At 66.7% G+C, this 14,159-nt stretch carries 8 protein-coding genes and 4 pseudogenes; 7 read left to right on the plus strand and 5 right to left on the minus strand.

Translation table 11 applies throughout. The annotated features are described in order from the left end of the window. Positions 1–123 precede the first annotated feature (123 nt). The 3 genes and pseudogenes from BJF87_RS18895 (at position 124) to BJF87_RS18905 (ending at position 3,048) form a co-directional block, all read left to right on the plus strand. Positions 124–1,214, plus strand: a pseudogene (locus BJF87_RS18895) (Re/Si-specific NAD(P)(+) transhydrogenase subunit alpha). Beyond that, positions 1,214–1,519 (plus strand): NAD(P) transhydrogenase subunit alpha, encoded by a 306-nt coding sequence (locus BJF87_RS18900; protein WP_006358004.1) that lies wholly within the window; start codon positions 1,214–1,216, stop codon positions 1,517–1,519. The pseudogene BJF87_RS18895 and the gene BJF87_RS18900 overlap by 1 nt, the downstream one beginning before the upstream one ends. Next, positions 1,516–3,048, plus strand: coding sequence for an NAD(P)(+) transhydrogenase (Re/Si-specific) subunit beta (locus BJF87_RS18905; protein ID WP_006358003.1), 1,533 nt, complete (start codon positions 1,516–1,518; stop codon positions 3,046–3,048). Before BJF87_RS18900 ends, BJF87_RS18905 begins: the two co-directional genes overlap by 4 nt. 69 nt (positions 3,049–3,117) lie before the next feature. On the opposite strand, the pseudogene BJF87_RS18910 reads toward BJF87_RS18905, so the two are convergent. Further along, positions 3,118–5,411: pseudogene (locus BJF87_RS18910) on the minus strand (transketolase-like TK C-terminal-containing protein). Between the two features lie 329 nt (positions 5,412–5,740). Here BJF87_RS18910 and BJF87_RS18915 point away from each other — a divergent pair. From BJF87_RS18915 to BJF87_RS18930, 4 genes and pseudogenes are all read left to right on the plus strand, one after another. Continuing rightward, positions 5,741–6,217: an Lrp/AsnC family transcriptional regulator gene (locus tag BJF87_RS18915; RefSeq protein WP_006358001.1), complete on the plus strand. Its 477-nt coding sequence runs from the start codon at positions 5,741–5,743 to the stop codon at positions 6,215–6,217. Positions 6,218–6,343: 126 nt separating this feature from the next. Further along, positions 6,344–6,760, plus strand: coding sequence for a nitroreductase family deazaflavin-dependent oxidoreductase (locus tag BJF87_RS18920; protein ID WP_035753701.1), 417 nt, complete (start codon positions 6,344–6,346; stop codon positions 6,758–6,760). A gap of 93 nt (positions 6,761–6,853) precedes the next feature. After that, a complete protein-coding gene (locus BJF87_RS18925; protein ID WP_006357999.1) occupies positions 6,854–7,279 on the plus strand; it encodes a DoxX family protein in 426 nt (141 codons plus the stop codon). Between the two features lie 105 nt (positions 7,280–7,384). Next, positions 7,385–8,412: pseudogene (locus tag BJF87_RS18930) on the plus strand (YdcF family protein). Positions 8,413–8,429: 17 nt separating this feature from the next. Here BJF87_RS18930 and BJF87_RS18935 read toward each other — a convergent pair. The 4 genes and pseudogenes from BJF87_RS18935 to BJF87_RS18950 form a co-directional block, all read right to left on the minus strand. Next, positions 8,430–9,166 (minus strand): annotated as a pseudogene (locus tag BJF87_RS18935) (metallophosphoesterase family protein). A gap of 166 nt (positions 9,167–9,332) precedes the next feature. After that, positions 9,333–10,106 carry a dienelactone hydrolase family protein gene (locus BJF87_RS18940; protein ID WP_035753704.1) on the minus strand — a complete coding sequence of 258 codons (774 nt, stop codon included), beginning with the start codon at positions 10,104–10,106 and terminating at the stop codon, positions 9,333–9,335. A 49-nt stretch (positions 10,107–10,155) separates the two neighbouring features. Then, positions 10,156–11,676, minus strand: a complete 1,521-nt coding sequence (locus BJF87_RS18945) for an MDR family MFS transporter (protein ID WP_035753706.1) — start codon at positions 11,674–11,676, stop codon at positions 10,156–10,158. Continuing rightward, complete coding sequence (locus BJF87_RS18950; protein WP_035753832.1) at positions 11,676–14,072, minus strand: ATP-dependent DNA ligase; 2,397 nt, start codon at positions 14,070–14,072, stop codon at positions 11,676–11,678. The genes BJF87_RS18945 and BJF87_RS18950 overlap by 1 nt, the downstream gene beginning before the upstream one ends. Between the last annotated feature and the right edge of the window lie 87 nt (positions 14,073–14,159).

Consider the following 14,159-nt stretch of genomic DNA (forward strand, 5'->3'; position numbering starts at 1 on the left):
CCGACACATGGCGGAGCTGCACGATTTGCACGCAGGTCACGGCGTTGTACGCATGTGCGCCGACGACGGCGCCGAAAACAAGGCGGCGCTGACTCAGCGTCGCCACCAGACAGGGTGAGAGTTATGACAGTGGGTGTCGTGCGCGAGACGGCCCCGGGGGAGCGCCGCGTGGCGCTTGTCCCGAAGGTGGCCGCCTCGCTGGTGGGCAAGGGTGTGCCCGTCGTGGTGGAGTCGGGGCCGGTCTCGGCGCCCTGATTCCCGACGAGGCGTACACCGAGGCCGGGGCCACGATCGGTGATCCGTATTCGGCTGATGTGGTGCTGCGGGTGTCGCCGCCGTCGGATGCCGAGATCGGCAAGCTGCGCAGTGGGCAGAAGCTGATCGGTTTCCTGGCGCCGCGCAATGCCGACAACAAGATCGGCGCCCTGCGTGCGGCGGGTGTGGAGGCGTACGCGGTGGAGGCGATCCCGCGTATCTCCCGTGCGCAGGTGATGGATGCGTTGAGTTCGCAGGCCAACGTCGCCGGTTACAAGTCGGTGATCGTGGCGGCGGATCTGTCGACGCGGTTCTTCCCGATGCTGACCACTGCGGCGGGCACGGTGAAGCCGGCGACGGTGCTGGTGCTCGGTGTGGGTGTGGCCGGTCTGCAGGCGTTGGCCACGGCCAAGCGTCTCGGTGGGCGGACCACCGGCTACGACGTGCGCCCCGAGGTGGCCGAGCAGGTGCGGTCGGTCGGTGCGCAGTGGCTCGATCTCGGTATCGACGCCGCCGGCGAGGGCGGTTATGCCCGCGAGCTGACCGAGGAAGAACGCGCGCAGCAGCAGCAGGCGCTCGAGGACGCGATCAAGGGCTTCGACGTGGTGATCACCACCGCGCTGGTCCCGGGTCGTCCGGCCCCGCGCCTGGTGACCGCAGCCGCGGTCGAGGGTATGAAGCCGGGCAGCGTCGTGGTGGATCTGGCCGGTGAGACCGGCGGCAACTGTGAGCTCACCGAACCCGGTGAGACAGTCGTCAAACATGACGTGACGATCACCGCGCCGCCGAATCTGCCGGCGACCATGCCCGAGCATGCCAGCGAGCTGTACTCGAAGAACCTCCTCGCCCTCATCGAGCTGATGCTCGACGACAACGGTGCGATCACACCGAACTTCGACGACGAGGTGCTCGCTGCTTCGTGCGTCACGCGTGAAACACCCCAGGAGGTGAAGGCCTGATGTATTCCGGACTTCTGGCGAATCTGGCGATCCTGGTGTTGGCCGGGTTCGTCGGTTTCGCGGTCATCTCGAAGGTTCCCAACACCCTCCACACCCCGTTGATGTCGGGTACGAACGCCATTCACGGCATCGTCGTGCTCGGTGCGCTGGTGGTGCTGGGCAAGCTCCCTGCCGATGCCGGGTGGGGTGTGCGCATCATCGCATTCGTCGCGCTGGTGTTCGGCACGCTCAACGTGATCGGTGGCTTCGCGGTCACGGACCGGATGCTGGGCATGTTCAAGGGTAAGAAGGAGGCCGCCAAGTGATCGGCTCGCAATTGGTGCTCGCCGCAGGCGCGCACACCCCGAGCGAGGGCCTGTCCTACCTGGTCATGGCGCTCTACATCGTGTCCTTCTCGTTGTTCATCTACGGCCTGATGGGCCTGACCGGCCCCAAGACCGCGGTGCGCGGCAACTGGATCGCCGCGACCGGTATGGGTCTGGCGGTGGCGGCGACGCTGCTCTACATCTACAACGCGGGCGCGGTCGGCGAGGACGGACATTCGACCGTCGGTGTGCCGACGATCAACTGGGTCCTGATCGCGATCGGTCTGGTTCTCGGTGTGGTGCTGGGTATCCCGCCGGCGCTGAAGACCAAGATGACGGCGATGCCGCAGCTGGTGGCACTGTTCAACGGTGTCGGTGGTGGCACGGTCGCGCTGATCGCGTGGGCGGAGTTCATCGAGACCTCCGGGTTCTCGGTGTTCCACAACACCGAACCGGCCTCGCCGCTGGTGGTGGGCTCGCTCATCGCGGCGATCATCGGTTCGATCTCGTTCTGGGGATCGCTGGTGGCGTTCGCGAAGTTGCAGGAGATCATGCCGAAGGGTCTGGAGAAGACCTTCGTGGCGAACGCGAAGTTGTTCCAGGCCGCCAACATCGTGCTGCTGCTGGTTGCGTTGGGTCTGGCGATCTACCTCGGCGTCCAGGCCACCGACGGTGGCGGGGCGAGTGTGTGGTGGATGGTCGGGCTGCTGCTCGCCGCCGGTGTGATGGGTCTGTTCGTGGTGTTCCCCATCGGCGGTGCGGACATGCCGGTGGTCATCTCGTTGCTCAACGCGATGACCGGTCTGTCGGCTGCGGCGGCGGGTATCGCGCTGGACAACACCGCGCTGATCGTGGCCGGCATGATCGTCGGTGCGTCCGGTTCGATCCTGACCAACCTGATGGCCAAGGCGATGAACCGGTCGATCCCGGCGATCGTGTTCGGCTCGTTCGGTGGCGGCGACGCCGCGGTCGCCGGTGGTCCCGGCGCCGAGGGCGGCACGGTCAAGGCCACCTCCGCTGCCGACGCCGCGATCCAGATGGCGTACGCCAATCAGGTGATCGTGGTGCCCGGTTACGGTCTGGCCGTGGCCCAGGCACAGCATGCGGTCAAGGAGATGGCCAGCCTGCTCGAGGCCAAGGGCGTGGAGGTCAAGTACGCCATCCACCCGGTGGCCGGTCGTATGCCGGGGCACATGAACGTGCTGCTGGCCGAGGCCGACGTCGAGTACGACGCGATGAAGGAGATGGACGACATCAACGGCGAGTTCGGCCGTACCGATGTCGCGATCGTGATCGGCGCCAACGACGTCACCAACCCGGCGGCCCGTAACGATCCGTCCAGTCCGATTCACGGCATGCCGATCCTCAACGTCGACGAGGCACGCTCGGTGATCGTGCTGAAGCGGTCGATGAGTTCGGGTTATGCCGGCATCGAGAACCCGCTGTTCTTCGCCGACGGCACCTCGATGCTGTTCGGCGACGCCAAGAAGAGCGTCGACAGCGTCATCGAGGAACTCAAAGCGCTGTAGTCGCTTACGGTTTCGACGACAGACCCCCGGTGATTCCGCGAATGCGGGACCCGGGGGTCTGTTGCCTGATCAGGGCAGGATGTCGAGGGCGGCGGAGACGATGCTGTCGGTGTCGATGCCGTGATGCCGGTAGACGTCGTCGAGAGAGCCGACCTGACCGAACCTGGAGACGCCGAGATTGGTGCTGCGCACCCGGTTGATGCCGGCCAGGAAGGCCAGGGTGTGCGGGTGTCCGTCGAGGACCGTGACCATCGGGGTGGCACGGTCGCCCGGGAAGAGCTGATCGAGGATCCAGCTCTCACCGGTACCCCGCCCCTGCCGCGCCTGCCAGGCCTCGAAGAGAAGGCCGGGGCTGGTGATGCAGAGGACGTCGGCGTTGATCCCCGACTGCTGCAAGCGATCTGCGGCGCTGAGGCTTCGGGGACCAGGGCCCCCATCGCCACGATCGTCACCTGTGCGTCCCCACCCCGCCGGAGGGGATAACCGCCGGCGACGACCTGGCGGCGTCGACGCTCACGCGCAGCGGGGTCGGCCGGTACCGCGGCGAGGGACTGATCGACCGGACGGGTCGAGAGACGCAGATACGCCGAGGTGCCGTCGGGGCGGCCGAGCCGGGACAGAGAGGCCAGCAGGGTCCACTCGACGTCGATCCCGAACGCCGGTTCGTAACTGACACAACCCGGTTGCTCGAGGCCGATCGATGGCGTCTTGATCGACTGGTGGGCGCCGCCCTCGGCCGCCAGCGTCACCCCGGAGGGGGTGCCGACCAGGATCGACTGGCCGCCGGCGTAGATGCCGTACGACCAGGGTTCCAGGGCGCGTTCGACGAAGGGGTCGTAGAGCACGCCGATCGGCAGCAACGGCTGTCCCCAGCGGCTCCACGTGGCACCGAGTTCGCCGATCAGACCCACCAGATTGGTCTCGGCGATACCGAGTTCCATGTGCTGCCCGGTGGGCCGCTCGTTCCAGTGCATGATCGTCTCGGGGTCGTCGGCGAACCAGTTGTGCCGCTCGGTGGGCGACCAGACGCCGACCTTGTTCACCCAGCCACCGAGATTGGTGGTCGAGCTGACATCCGGGCTGACGGTGACGACTCTTTTCGCCGCATCCGGCGACTGGCGGGTCAGGTCGAGCAGCGACCGGCCGAGCGCGGCCTGGGTGGTGCTGGTGCCCTTCGGGGTGCGTCCGAAGTCGGACGGGATGTCGACATCGGGCAGCGGCGGGACCGGATCCCGTTGCAGCCGTTGTGCCGCAGCGGCACACAGTCGGCCCGCCGGGTCGTCCTCGGCGAAGCGACCCCACGGCTGGTCCGGGTCCATCCGGAGGGTGGCCGCCAGCTGTCGGTACTCCTCGACGGTCAGCAACGCCGAATGATTCTGTGGGTGGCCCTGGGTGGGCAATCCGTAACCCTTGATGGTGTAGGCGATGATCACCGTAGGGCGGGTGTCGTCGATTTGTCGATACGCCTGCGACAGTGCCTGCAGATCGTGTCCGCCGAGGTTGCGAACAGCCGCCAGGAGTGTCGAGTCGTCCAGCGTGGCAATGAGATCGGATATCTGCCGACTCTCGGAACCGGTGCCGGGCAGGCGGTCCCGGACCTCGTCCGCGGTGCAGCGAAGAAGTCGCTGGTACTCCGGGTTCGGCATCTGCAGGATGCGGGTCCGCAGTGCGTCGCCACCGGGGCGGGCGAAGAGCGATTCGAGCAGCTGACCGAACCGTACGGGGATGACCTGCCAGCCGGCCGCCTCGAACATCTTCTCCAGGCGACGGGCGGCGATGTTCGGTACGACGCGGTCCAGTGACTGGCGGTTCAGGTCGACGATCCACACCACCTCGCCGAGATCGGCGATCCCCGGATCGAGGATGGCCTCCCAGACGGCGCCCTCGTCGAGTTCGGCATCTCCGACGAGCGAGTACTGCCGGCCGCGGCCGGTGTCTCCGACGTGGGTGTCGACGTAGCGTCGTGCCATCGCGCCCCAGATCGGGGCGGTCGCGCCGATGCCGACCGAACCGGTGGAGTAGTCGACGGTGTCCGGATCCTTGGAACGGCTGGGATATGACTGCAGACCGCCGAACTCGCGAAGCGTGGTCAGGTACTTCTCGTCCAGCGTGCCCAGCAGATAGTTGATGCCGTGGAGCACCGGCGACGCATGCGGTTTCACCGACACGCGATCGCCGGGACGCAAGTGCTCGAACCACAGCGAGGTCATGATCGAGACCATCGATGCGCACGACGCCTGGTGGCCGCCGACCTTCAGCCCGGTGGGGTTCGGCCGAACCCGGTTGGCGTGGTGGATCATCGAGGTCGACAACCAGAGCACACGTTGCTGGATCGACTCAAGCGCGGCAAGCTCGGCCGTCACCGCGCCGTCCGATGCCGGCGGAGCGGTGACGGTCTCGAGGAACGCGGACTGGGGCACGGGAACTCACTTTCGAACACCATCCACGCGAACCGCGGCACGGCGTGCGGATGTGAATGTTGAATGGCGCCCCCTCGGCGGCGACGGATCGATCGCGGCCGACGGGGCGAAAACCGGGTCGCCGACGGGATCGTGTTCCGTCGAAGCTGGCCGGTTCTACGAGAAGGGGTGCACACAGTCCAACAACACCATTCTCTTTGCGCAATACTTGACGTCGAGACTGGGCAATATGCACAACCCTGATGGGTGTGTGTGGAACGGAGGTTGGCATCGTGCCAAGCGAACATCGGGCCGACCGGATCGACGCCAAGATCCTGACGGCTCTCGCCGACGACCCGCGAGCGACGGTGATGGCGGTCGCCGAACGGACCGGGCTGTCCCGCAACACCGTTCAAGCCAGGCTGAGCAAGCTTGATGCGGCCGGCGCCTTGCGGTCCTTCGAACGCCGCGTCGATCCGGCTGTCCTCGGATATCCACTGCAGGCCTACGTGCTCACCAATGTCACCCAGCGCAAGCTTGATCAGGTCGGTGCAGCGCTCGAGGCGATACCGGAGGTGCTGCAGGTCCACGGCCTCACCGGAGTTGCCGACCTCCTGGTCCACGTCGCCGCCAAGGATGCGGATGACCTGTATCGCATCGCCGGGGACATCCTGGACATCAAGGGTGTCAAGCGCACGACGACCGCCCTCGTGATGAGGGAGATGGTGGACTTCCGGGTTCGACCGCTCCTCGACGCTCTCGCGGAGTAGGCGCCTGGCGTCGATCCTGCCGAGCGGGTCAGCAGCGCGTACATCGAGCAGGAATCGAGAAGCTCCTCCGGGTCGTGCCGGATAGCGTCGAGGACGACCGTATGGGGAGCGAATCTAAGGAGGATCATGTCGATCTGGCAGTGGTATCAGCGGAAGGTGAACGAGCGCACCGTCAAACGGATTCGCAACAAGAGCGGGACGATGTGGGGCATGGACATGGTCATCCTGCGCACCAAGGGCCGCAAGTCGGGTCGGCAGCGAGAGACGCCGCTCAGCTGGTTCGCGCATGACAACGGCTGGCTGGTCGTGGCTTCCGGTGGCGGAAAAGGCAATCCGGACTGGTACGCGAACCTCGCGGCCCACCCCGACTCCGTAACCGTGGAACGGCATGGCGGACAACCGGTCCCGGTCACGCCGGTGGTGTTGACCGGTCCGGAACGAGAGGCCGCGTGGGATGCCGTCGTCAGTGCGCAACCCAGGTACGCGAAGTATCAGAAGAAGGCGACCCGCGAGTACCCGCTGGTGAAGCTGGTGTCCGCCTGACCCGGGCGAGTTACGACGGTCGATGAGTTTTTCCGACGAGCTGTGTCTATCCCTGCACGACCACCACACCGCTCGACCACCAGGGAGAACATCATGGCCACCGACATCACCACACGGAACTCGTCCGAGACCACCGCCAGCCGCAACTGGCACCGCATCGTGGGAATCGTCATCAGCGTCATCGTCGGCGCATTCCTCGCCTTCGACGTCGTCGGGAAGCTGGCTCGCCCGCAGGCGGTGATCGACGGCACCGAGAAGCTCGGCTTCGACCCCGATCAGGCCATCGTCATGGGTGTGGTGTTGCTCGTCTGCCTTGTCGTGTACGCGATTCCGCGTACCGCGGTGCTCGGCGCGCTCGGCATCACCGCCTACCTGGGCGGCGCGGTCACCGCGAACTTGAGGATCGAGGAGCCGCTGTTCAGCACGGTTCTGTTCGCGGTCTACCTCGGCGTCCTGATGTGGATCGGCCTGGTCCTGCGTCGTCCGGAACTGTTGAAGGTTGCCGGCTTGCGCCGCTGACCAGCACGAGAAGGCGTCGCGACGGCCTCGTGCCCGTTACCGATCTGGAATCGGACGGGTGCGGGGCCGTTGCGGTGGTCTCGCACTGTTACGCGAGTGACTGGTGTGACCAGAGTTAAGCGTATCCGGCTGGCGGCTGCCGCGACCATCGCGGTCGCCGCGCTCGGCGGTGTGGCCGTCGGATCTCTCCCCGCCGACGGGGCGGGCGTCGTGACAGTGGCGGACGCCGTCGACCCGGCCGGACTGTACAACGAGGCCCAGTCGAAGTTCGCGAACGGAGCGTCGCCGGCGGCCTGGCGGCGTTGCAGAAGGCGTTGACCCTGGCTCCCGCGGATACCGATGCGCTTGCATTACAGGCGATCTGGGCCGATCAGATGGAGCAGGCGTCGGTCAGCAATGCCGCGCTCAGCCGTCTGCGGGTGCTGAACCCGCTCCTCGCCACCACGGCCCGCAACGTGATCTCGGGAGTCGCCACCGCTGCGCAGATCGTGCCCGACACCACGCCCAAACCCGTGTCGGGTCGGGTCGCGATCGTCGTCCTCGGCTTCGGGTTGAACGCGAACGGAAAGATGGCCCCGGAGTTGGTGAATCGGGTGTCGGCGGGTAAAGCACAATCCGAGATCACCACCGCCGCACCGATCGTCGTCACCGGCGGGGCCCCCAAGAACGGCATCACCGAGGCCGCCGCGATGAAGACCTGGCTGGTCGAGAACGGCGTCGACACCGGCCGCATCCTGACCGAGGACAAGTCGGGTTCGACCGTGGCCAATGCGCAGAACACCTCGGAGATCCTGCGTGCGAAGGGTATTCGCGACATCATCCTGGTCACCTCGCCCAACCACATCCGTCGCGGGGCGGCGGACTTCGGTGCGACCGGGCTGCGAGTGGTCGGAACCCTCACCACTGCCACCGATCTCAGCAAGTACCTGACGCCGCTGACCAAGGATCAGACGCGGGGAATCCGGCTCGAGGCCACGCGTGCCGCTCGAATCCCCGCCACCCATCAGCCCGGTGCGCTCCCGCAGAATCTGCCCGATCCCGGGCCGGGTCTGCTCACCGATCTCGGCGGCCAGGTCCTGAAGCAGCTGCTCGATGCCGGATCGTCGGCCATCGGTTCGGGTACCGAGGGTTAGACCGAACGGGAGTTCGGTCAGAACACCACCGAACGGTAGTGGGTGACGAGGCGTCCCTTGTCGTAGATGTGGAAGGCGATGCCGGGCGGCTGTCCGCGGTTGACGATCTCGGTGCCCTCGAACGGCAGGTTGAGCGTCGATGCGACGCCCGGTGCGACGCACAGCGGGCGGTCGGCGAATCGGGTCACCGCGGGGGTGTGGGCATGTCCGCACAGGAACGCGACGATGTTCGGGTGGCGTTCGACGAGCGGGATCAGTCGCTCCTCGCCGGTCTGCCGGATCGAATCCATGAACGGCATGTGCAGTTCGACCGGCGGGTGATGGAAGGCGACGAAGACGGGCGTCTGCGGGTCCTCGGCCTCGAGGCGGGCCGACATCCAGGCGAGCGTCTGGTCGTCGATGTATCCGTCGTTTCGTCCGGGTATGGAGCTGTCGCACATCAGGAACAACACGTCGCCGACGCGGCGGGAGTGGTTGATGGGCCCGGAGGTCTCGGCGCCGAGCAGGGTGGCGCTGAACGGTTCGCGGACATCGTGGTTGCCGGCGGTGATGAGCATCGGCAGTGGACTCTCGAGAACGCCGTAGGCTCTCGGTATTCGCTCGGCGCCCCCTCGTCGGCGAGGTCACCGGTGACCAGCAGGACGTCGATGCCGGCCGCGCGCGCGTTGATGTAACTCAGCGTCGACTGGATGCGGCTGCGATTGAACTGCGTCCCGTTGAAATGAAGGTCGCTGATGTGGGCGACAACGAACACGAAGAGCTCCTGTCACGGTCACTGACTCCCATGAGGCTAGTCCCAGGAACCGCGTGTACGCGCACCACGGGGGCGCCGCGAGTCGAAACACACTTCGCTCGCAATGGTGTGGCTCAGTCGTCCTACCGATCGGTAGGTTCTCTGGCGCACTGGCCCCGGCCGGCGCTCAGGCGGTCAGGGTTCGCCGGAACAGCGCCTCGAGCTCGGCGAAGTGGTGCTCGGCGGCCTCGTGGTGGTACGCGGGGATGTCGGACATCGTGTAGCCGTGCGCGGCACCCGGGTAGACGCTTGCCGAATGTGTGACGCCGCTCGAGATGAGCGCATGCTCGAATTGCGCGACCGCGGTGCGGGGAAGCGAGCGGTCCTTGTCGGCGTGGATGGCCAGCACGAACGCGTCGATGTCGACGAGGTGCAGGTGAGGGCTGTCGGGCGCGTCGGTCACCAGGTTGCCGGTGTGGAAGATCCCGACGGCGGCCACCTCGGCGGGACGCGCCGCCGCCAGGTTCAGGGCCAGTCGCCCGCCCATGCAGTACCCGGTGACGCCGATCGGGCCGGCGGAGACACCGGGCACCGAGCGGAGGGCGCCGAGGTAGGCGATGAGGTCGGCGCGGGCGACGTCGAAGGTGAGGGTCGATGCCCGGGGCATCACCGCCCGGAAGAACGCGCCGAGGGTCTCGGGCAACAGCAGGTCGTCGACCGGGGCCCACTCGTCGGCGGTCCCGTAGCGATAGAAGAGGTGAGGCACCGCGACCACGTAACCCCACGACGCGATGCGGTCGGCCATCGCGCGAATTCGCGGGCGGAGTCCGATCACATCGGTGATGAACAGGACGCCGGGCAGCGGCCTGCCGTCGGACACGGCCGGACGGGCCACGTACATCTCGGTGTCGCCGAAGGCCGCGGGGACCGTGATCGTCTCTCCGTGTACGTCGGGTGTCATTCGTGACTCCTCCTGGTGGGCTGCTGGTTCGGGGCGTTCGTCGAAACCGTCAGATCCCGGCTGGTGGCGCCGGGGTCGCGTCCGCGTCCCGGGACCGGTGACGCGGCAGGAACATCGCGGGAACGAAGATCACCGCGGTGAGCGCGAAGGCGACCCAGAATGCGTAGCCGAAAGCGTCCGCCAGAAGTGGACCGATGACGGGCATGGCTTCCGGTGGGACGGAACCGATCTGATCGGTGCCGCCACCCGAGGACGGGATCCGGTGGGCGTTCAGCTCGTGGGTCAGTCGCTGAGTCAGCGCCGTGACGAGCAACGCGCTACCCAACGACGCGCCGACCTGCTGGATCGCCGAGAGCGTGGGGGCGGCGCGGGTCACGACCTCCCTGCTCAGGTCGCTGTAAGCGGCCGAGATCGTCGGCATCATCACCGAACCCAGGCCCATGCCCCGGACGAACAGGGCGACACTCAGCCACAGGTAGGAACTGTCGGCGCCCACGTGGGTGAACGGGTACGTGCCGATCATCGCCAGCACGACGCCGACCGGGACCACGTACCCGGCGCCGATGCGGTCGGTGATCCGTCCGCCGATCACCATCGCCACGATCGCGCCGAGGCCCTGCGGGGCGAGCAACAGGCCCGCGTTCAGGGCTCCCTCGCCCCGAACCGTCTGGTAGTAGAGCGGAAGGAGCAGCATGCCGCCGAAGAGTCCGATCGCGACCAGGAACACCGAGACGGTGCCTGCGGCGAACACCCTGTTGGTGAGGAGCCGGACGTCGACGATCGAGTCGGTTCCCTTGCGCAGGCTGTGCCACGTGTAGAGGCCCAGCCCCACCGCACCGCCGACGAGCCAGCCGAGTACATCGGGTTCGCCGAAGCCGCCCTGGGAGCTCGCCCGCGACAGACCGTAGAGCAGGGAGACCAGGCTGCCGGAGAGTACGGCGAGACCGAGCAGGTCGAGGCGGTCACGGTCGGGCGCCGTGTCGCCGAACGGCAGTTTCCACACTGCGAGTGCGACCGCGACCAGGCCGACCGGCACGTTGACCAGGAAGATCCAGTGCCAGCTCGTGTACTCGACGAGCAGACCGCCGATCACCGGTCCCAGGACGGGGCCGAGGAGCATAGGGACGCCGAGGATGGCCATCGCCCGTCCGAGGCGGTCGGGGCCGGCGGCGCGGGTGATGATGGCCTGCCCAGCAGGCAGGAGCATGCCGCCGCCGAGACCCTGCAGAATGCGGAACACGATGAGGGTCTCGATCGACCACGCCGCCGCGCAGAGCGCCGACCCCGCGACGAACAGCGTCACCGCGGTGATCCAGGTCGGTTTGGGTCCGAACCGGTCCATCGCCCAACCGGTGAGCGGAATGACCAGGGCGACCGCGAGGAGATATCCGGTGACCACCCACTGCGTCGTCGACAGCGAGGCGTCGAGTTCGGTGCTCAGCGACTCCAGGGCGACATTGACGATGGTGGTGTCGAGAACCACCATGATCATGCCCGACACGATCACGAGACCGGTCACGATCACCGATCGGTCGAGTTTGTTCGACTGTGGGTGCGCGGGATTCGACATCAGAGATCTCCGGGGAGTTTGTCCCGGCGGATGCCGCGCCAGCTCGGGTGGCGTAGGTGGCCCGCGGTGGTCCAGTCCATGAAGCGCACCTCGCCGACGATCTTGGGCAGCACCCAGACCGCGCTCGACGCGATGGGCCGGTCGAGTTTGTCGAGGAACGGTGACCGCGAGATCTCCAGCGGCTCGAGTTCTTCGGCTAGCGCCCGTAATTGCGCGTCGGTGAACCCGGTGCCGACGCGTCCCACGTAGCGCAGTCCGGTCTCCTCGGGCAGTCCGAGCAACAACGACCCGATGGTGTGTGACCGGTTGCCGCGCCCGGGCCGGTAACCGCCGACCACCACCTCGATGTCGCTCCAGTTCTTGTGCTTGAGCCACTTGGTGGAGCGTCGGCCCTGCTGATACACCGAGTCGCGTCGTTTGGCGACAACACCTTCGAGGTTGTGTTCGCGGCTGTACTCGATCGCCGCGCTCGCGGGCGCCGGAAGCAGCGGCGGCACATCGACATACGGCGACCGGCGGAACGCGGTCGCGAGTTCCTCGAGGAGTTCGCGTCGTACGGACCACGGTTTCCGCAGCAACGACGTCCCGTTGAGATAGAGGATGTCGAACAGGTGCAGTTTGAGCGTGTACTGCTCCTCGGTGTGCTTCCGCGACGTGAACAGCGTGAAGTTCGTCCGGCCGGTCGAGTCGATGGCCACCGCCTCGCCGTCGAGGACGACGTCCATCAGTCCGAGATCGTCGGCGATGCCCGCGAATTCGGGGAAGTCCTTCGTCATGTCGATTCCCGACCGGGACGTGAGCCGGAACTCGCCGCCGATCGACCGCACCAGGAGCCGATAACCATCCCACTTTCCCTCGAACGCCCAGTCCCGTTCGTTGAGCTTGTCGATCGGATCATCGGTCGCGAGCATCGGTCGCGGATCGGTGAGGCTGTCGGGGACGATGGGGCGCGGCTCGTCGGTCATCAGGTGGGCGAGCCAGTTCTTGTCCCCGGTGCGGATCAGTGCGTACCGGCCCTGCACCTTCTCGCCGTGCAGGCGGACGATGACCTCTTTCTCGCGCCACTTCTCCAGCTCGAAAGTGCCCTTGTCCCAGATCGATACGTGACCACCGCCGTACTCACCGGCCGGGATGTCACCCTCGAAGTCGGCGTAGTCCATCGGATGGTCCTCGGTCTGGACCGCGAGCCGGTTCTGGTCCGGATCGGTCGGCAGGTTCTTCGGGACGGCCCATGAGACCAGCACCCCGTCGTGTTCGAGACGGAAGTCGTAGTGGAGGCGCCGCGCGTGGTGTTCCTGGATGACGAAGATCGGTTCGCGCGGGCCGGTTTCGGATTCGGTGTCGGCATCCTCGTCGGATTCGCGCAGGCGCTGCCGGTGGTTCTCGTCGCCGAAGGGTTCAGGTGTCTTGGACTCGTCCCGTTTACGACGGTACTCCCGCAGATTGATGATCTGACCCGCCTGCGAGTCCCCGGCGTCGGGCTCCTCGGCGCCATGTTTGTCGGCGTCGGTGGCCGGATCGTCGTCGTACGGCGCGTCGAGACCCCCGAGGAGATCGCCGACGTCGGCGACGCGGTCGAGGACCTCTGTGTAGAGCAGCTGGGCGATCTTCGGGTCCTCGATCTCGTCCCAGGTGCGGGGCGCGGCGACCCACGGTTGCTCGCGCCCGCGCAACGAGTACGGAGACAGCGTGGTCTTGGAGGCGTTGTTCTGGCTCCAGTCGATGAAGACCTTGTCGTCGCGGATCTTCTTGGACATGTTGGCGGTGATGAAATCGCTGTTCTGCCGGGCGAACTCGTTGGCCACCTCGCGAGCCACCTTTCGTGCGGCCTCGGAGCTCACCGGCTTGGGCAGTCGGGCGTAGATGTGGATTCCCTTGCCGCCGCTGGTCACCGGATAGGTGGTGGTGCCGCCCAGCCAGTTCCGGATCTCCACCGCCACGGCCGCGGTCTCGTGCAGGGGGACCCGCGGACCGGGGTCGAGATCGAAGACGATGCGGTTGGCCATGCGCTCGCCGTCGGGGCCGATCGGTAGTTGCCACTGCGGGACGTGGATCTCCAGCGCCGCCATCTGCGCCAGCCACACGAGCGTGGCGCGATCCTCGGCCAGTGCGTACTCGATGACCCGCTCGCTGTGCTGGATTCCGTACCGGCGAACCCAGTCGGGTGCACTGTCGGGCATGTCCTTCTCGAAGAACGGCGTCGACTCGACACCATTGGGCCAGCGTTTGCGGGTGACGATCCGGTTCCGCAGATGCGGCAGCATGACGTCGGCGATGCGCGAGTAGTAGTCGATGACGTCGTACTTCCGGGTCCCGGTCGCCGGATAGAGCACCTTGGAGAGATTGGTGATCGAGATCCGGCGGCCGTCGACCTCCAGGTTCTCTCCGCCTGCCATCACTCCATTGTCCACACCCGACGCCCCGAGACCGGTTGATCGACGCGTGGATGTCGGCCCCGCCGTGTTGCGCCCGGTTGGCGACGT

It is taken from the genome of Gordonia sp. CNJ-863, assembly GCF_001942325.1.
Lineage (GTDB): Bacteria > Actinomycetota > Actinomycetes > Mycobacteriales > Mycobacteriaceae > Gordonia > Gordonia alkanivorans.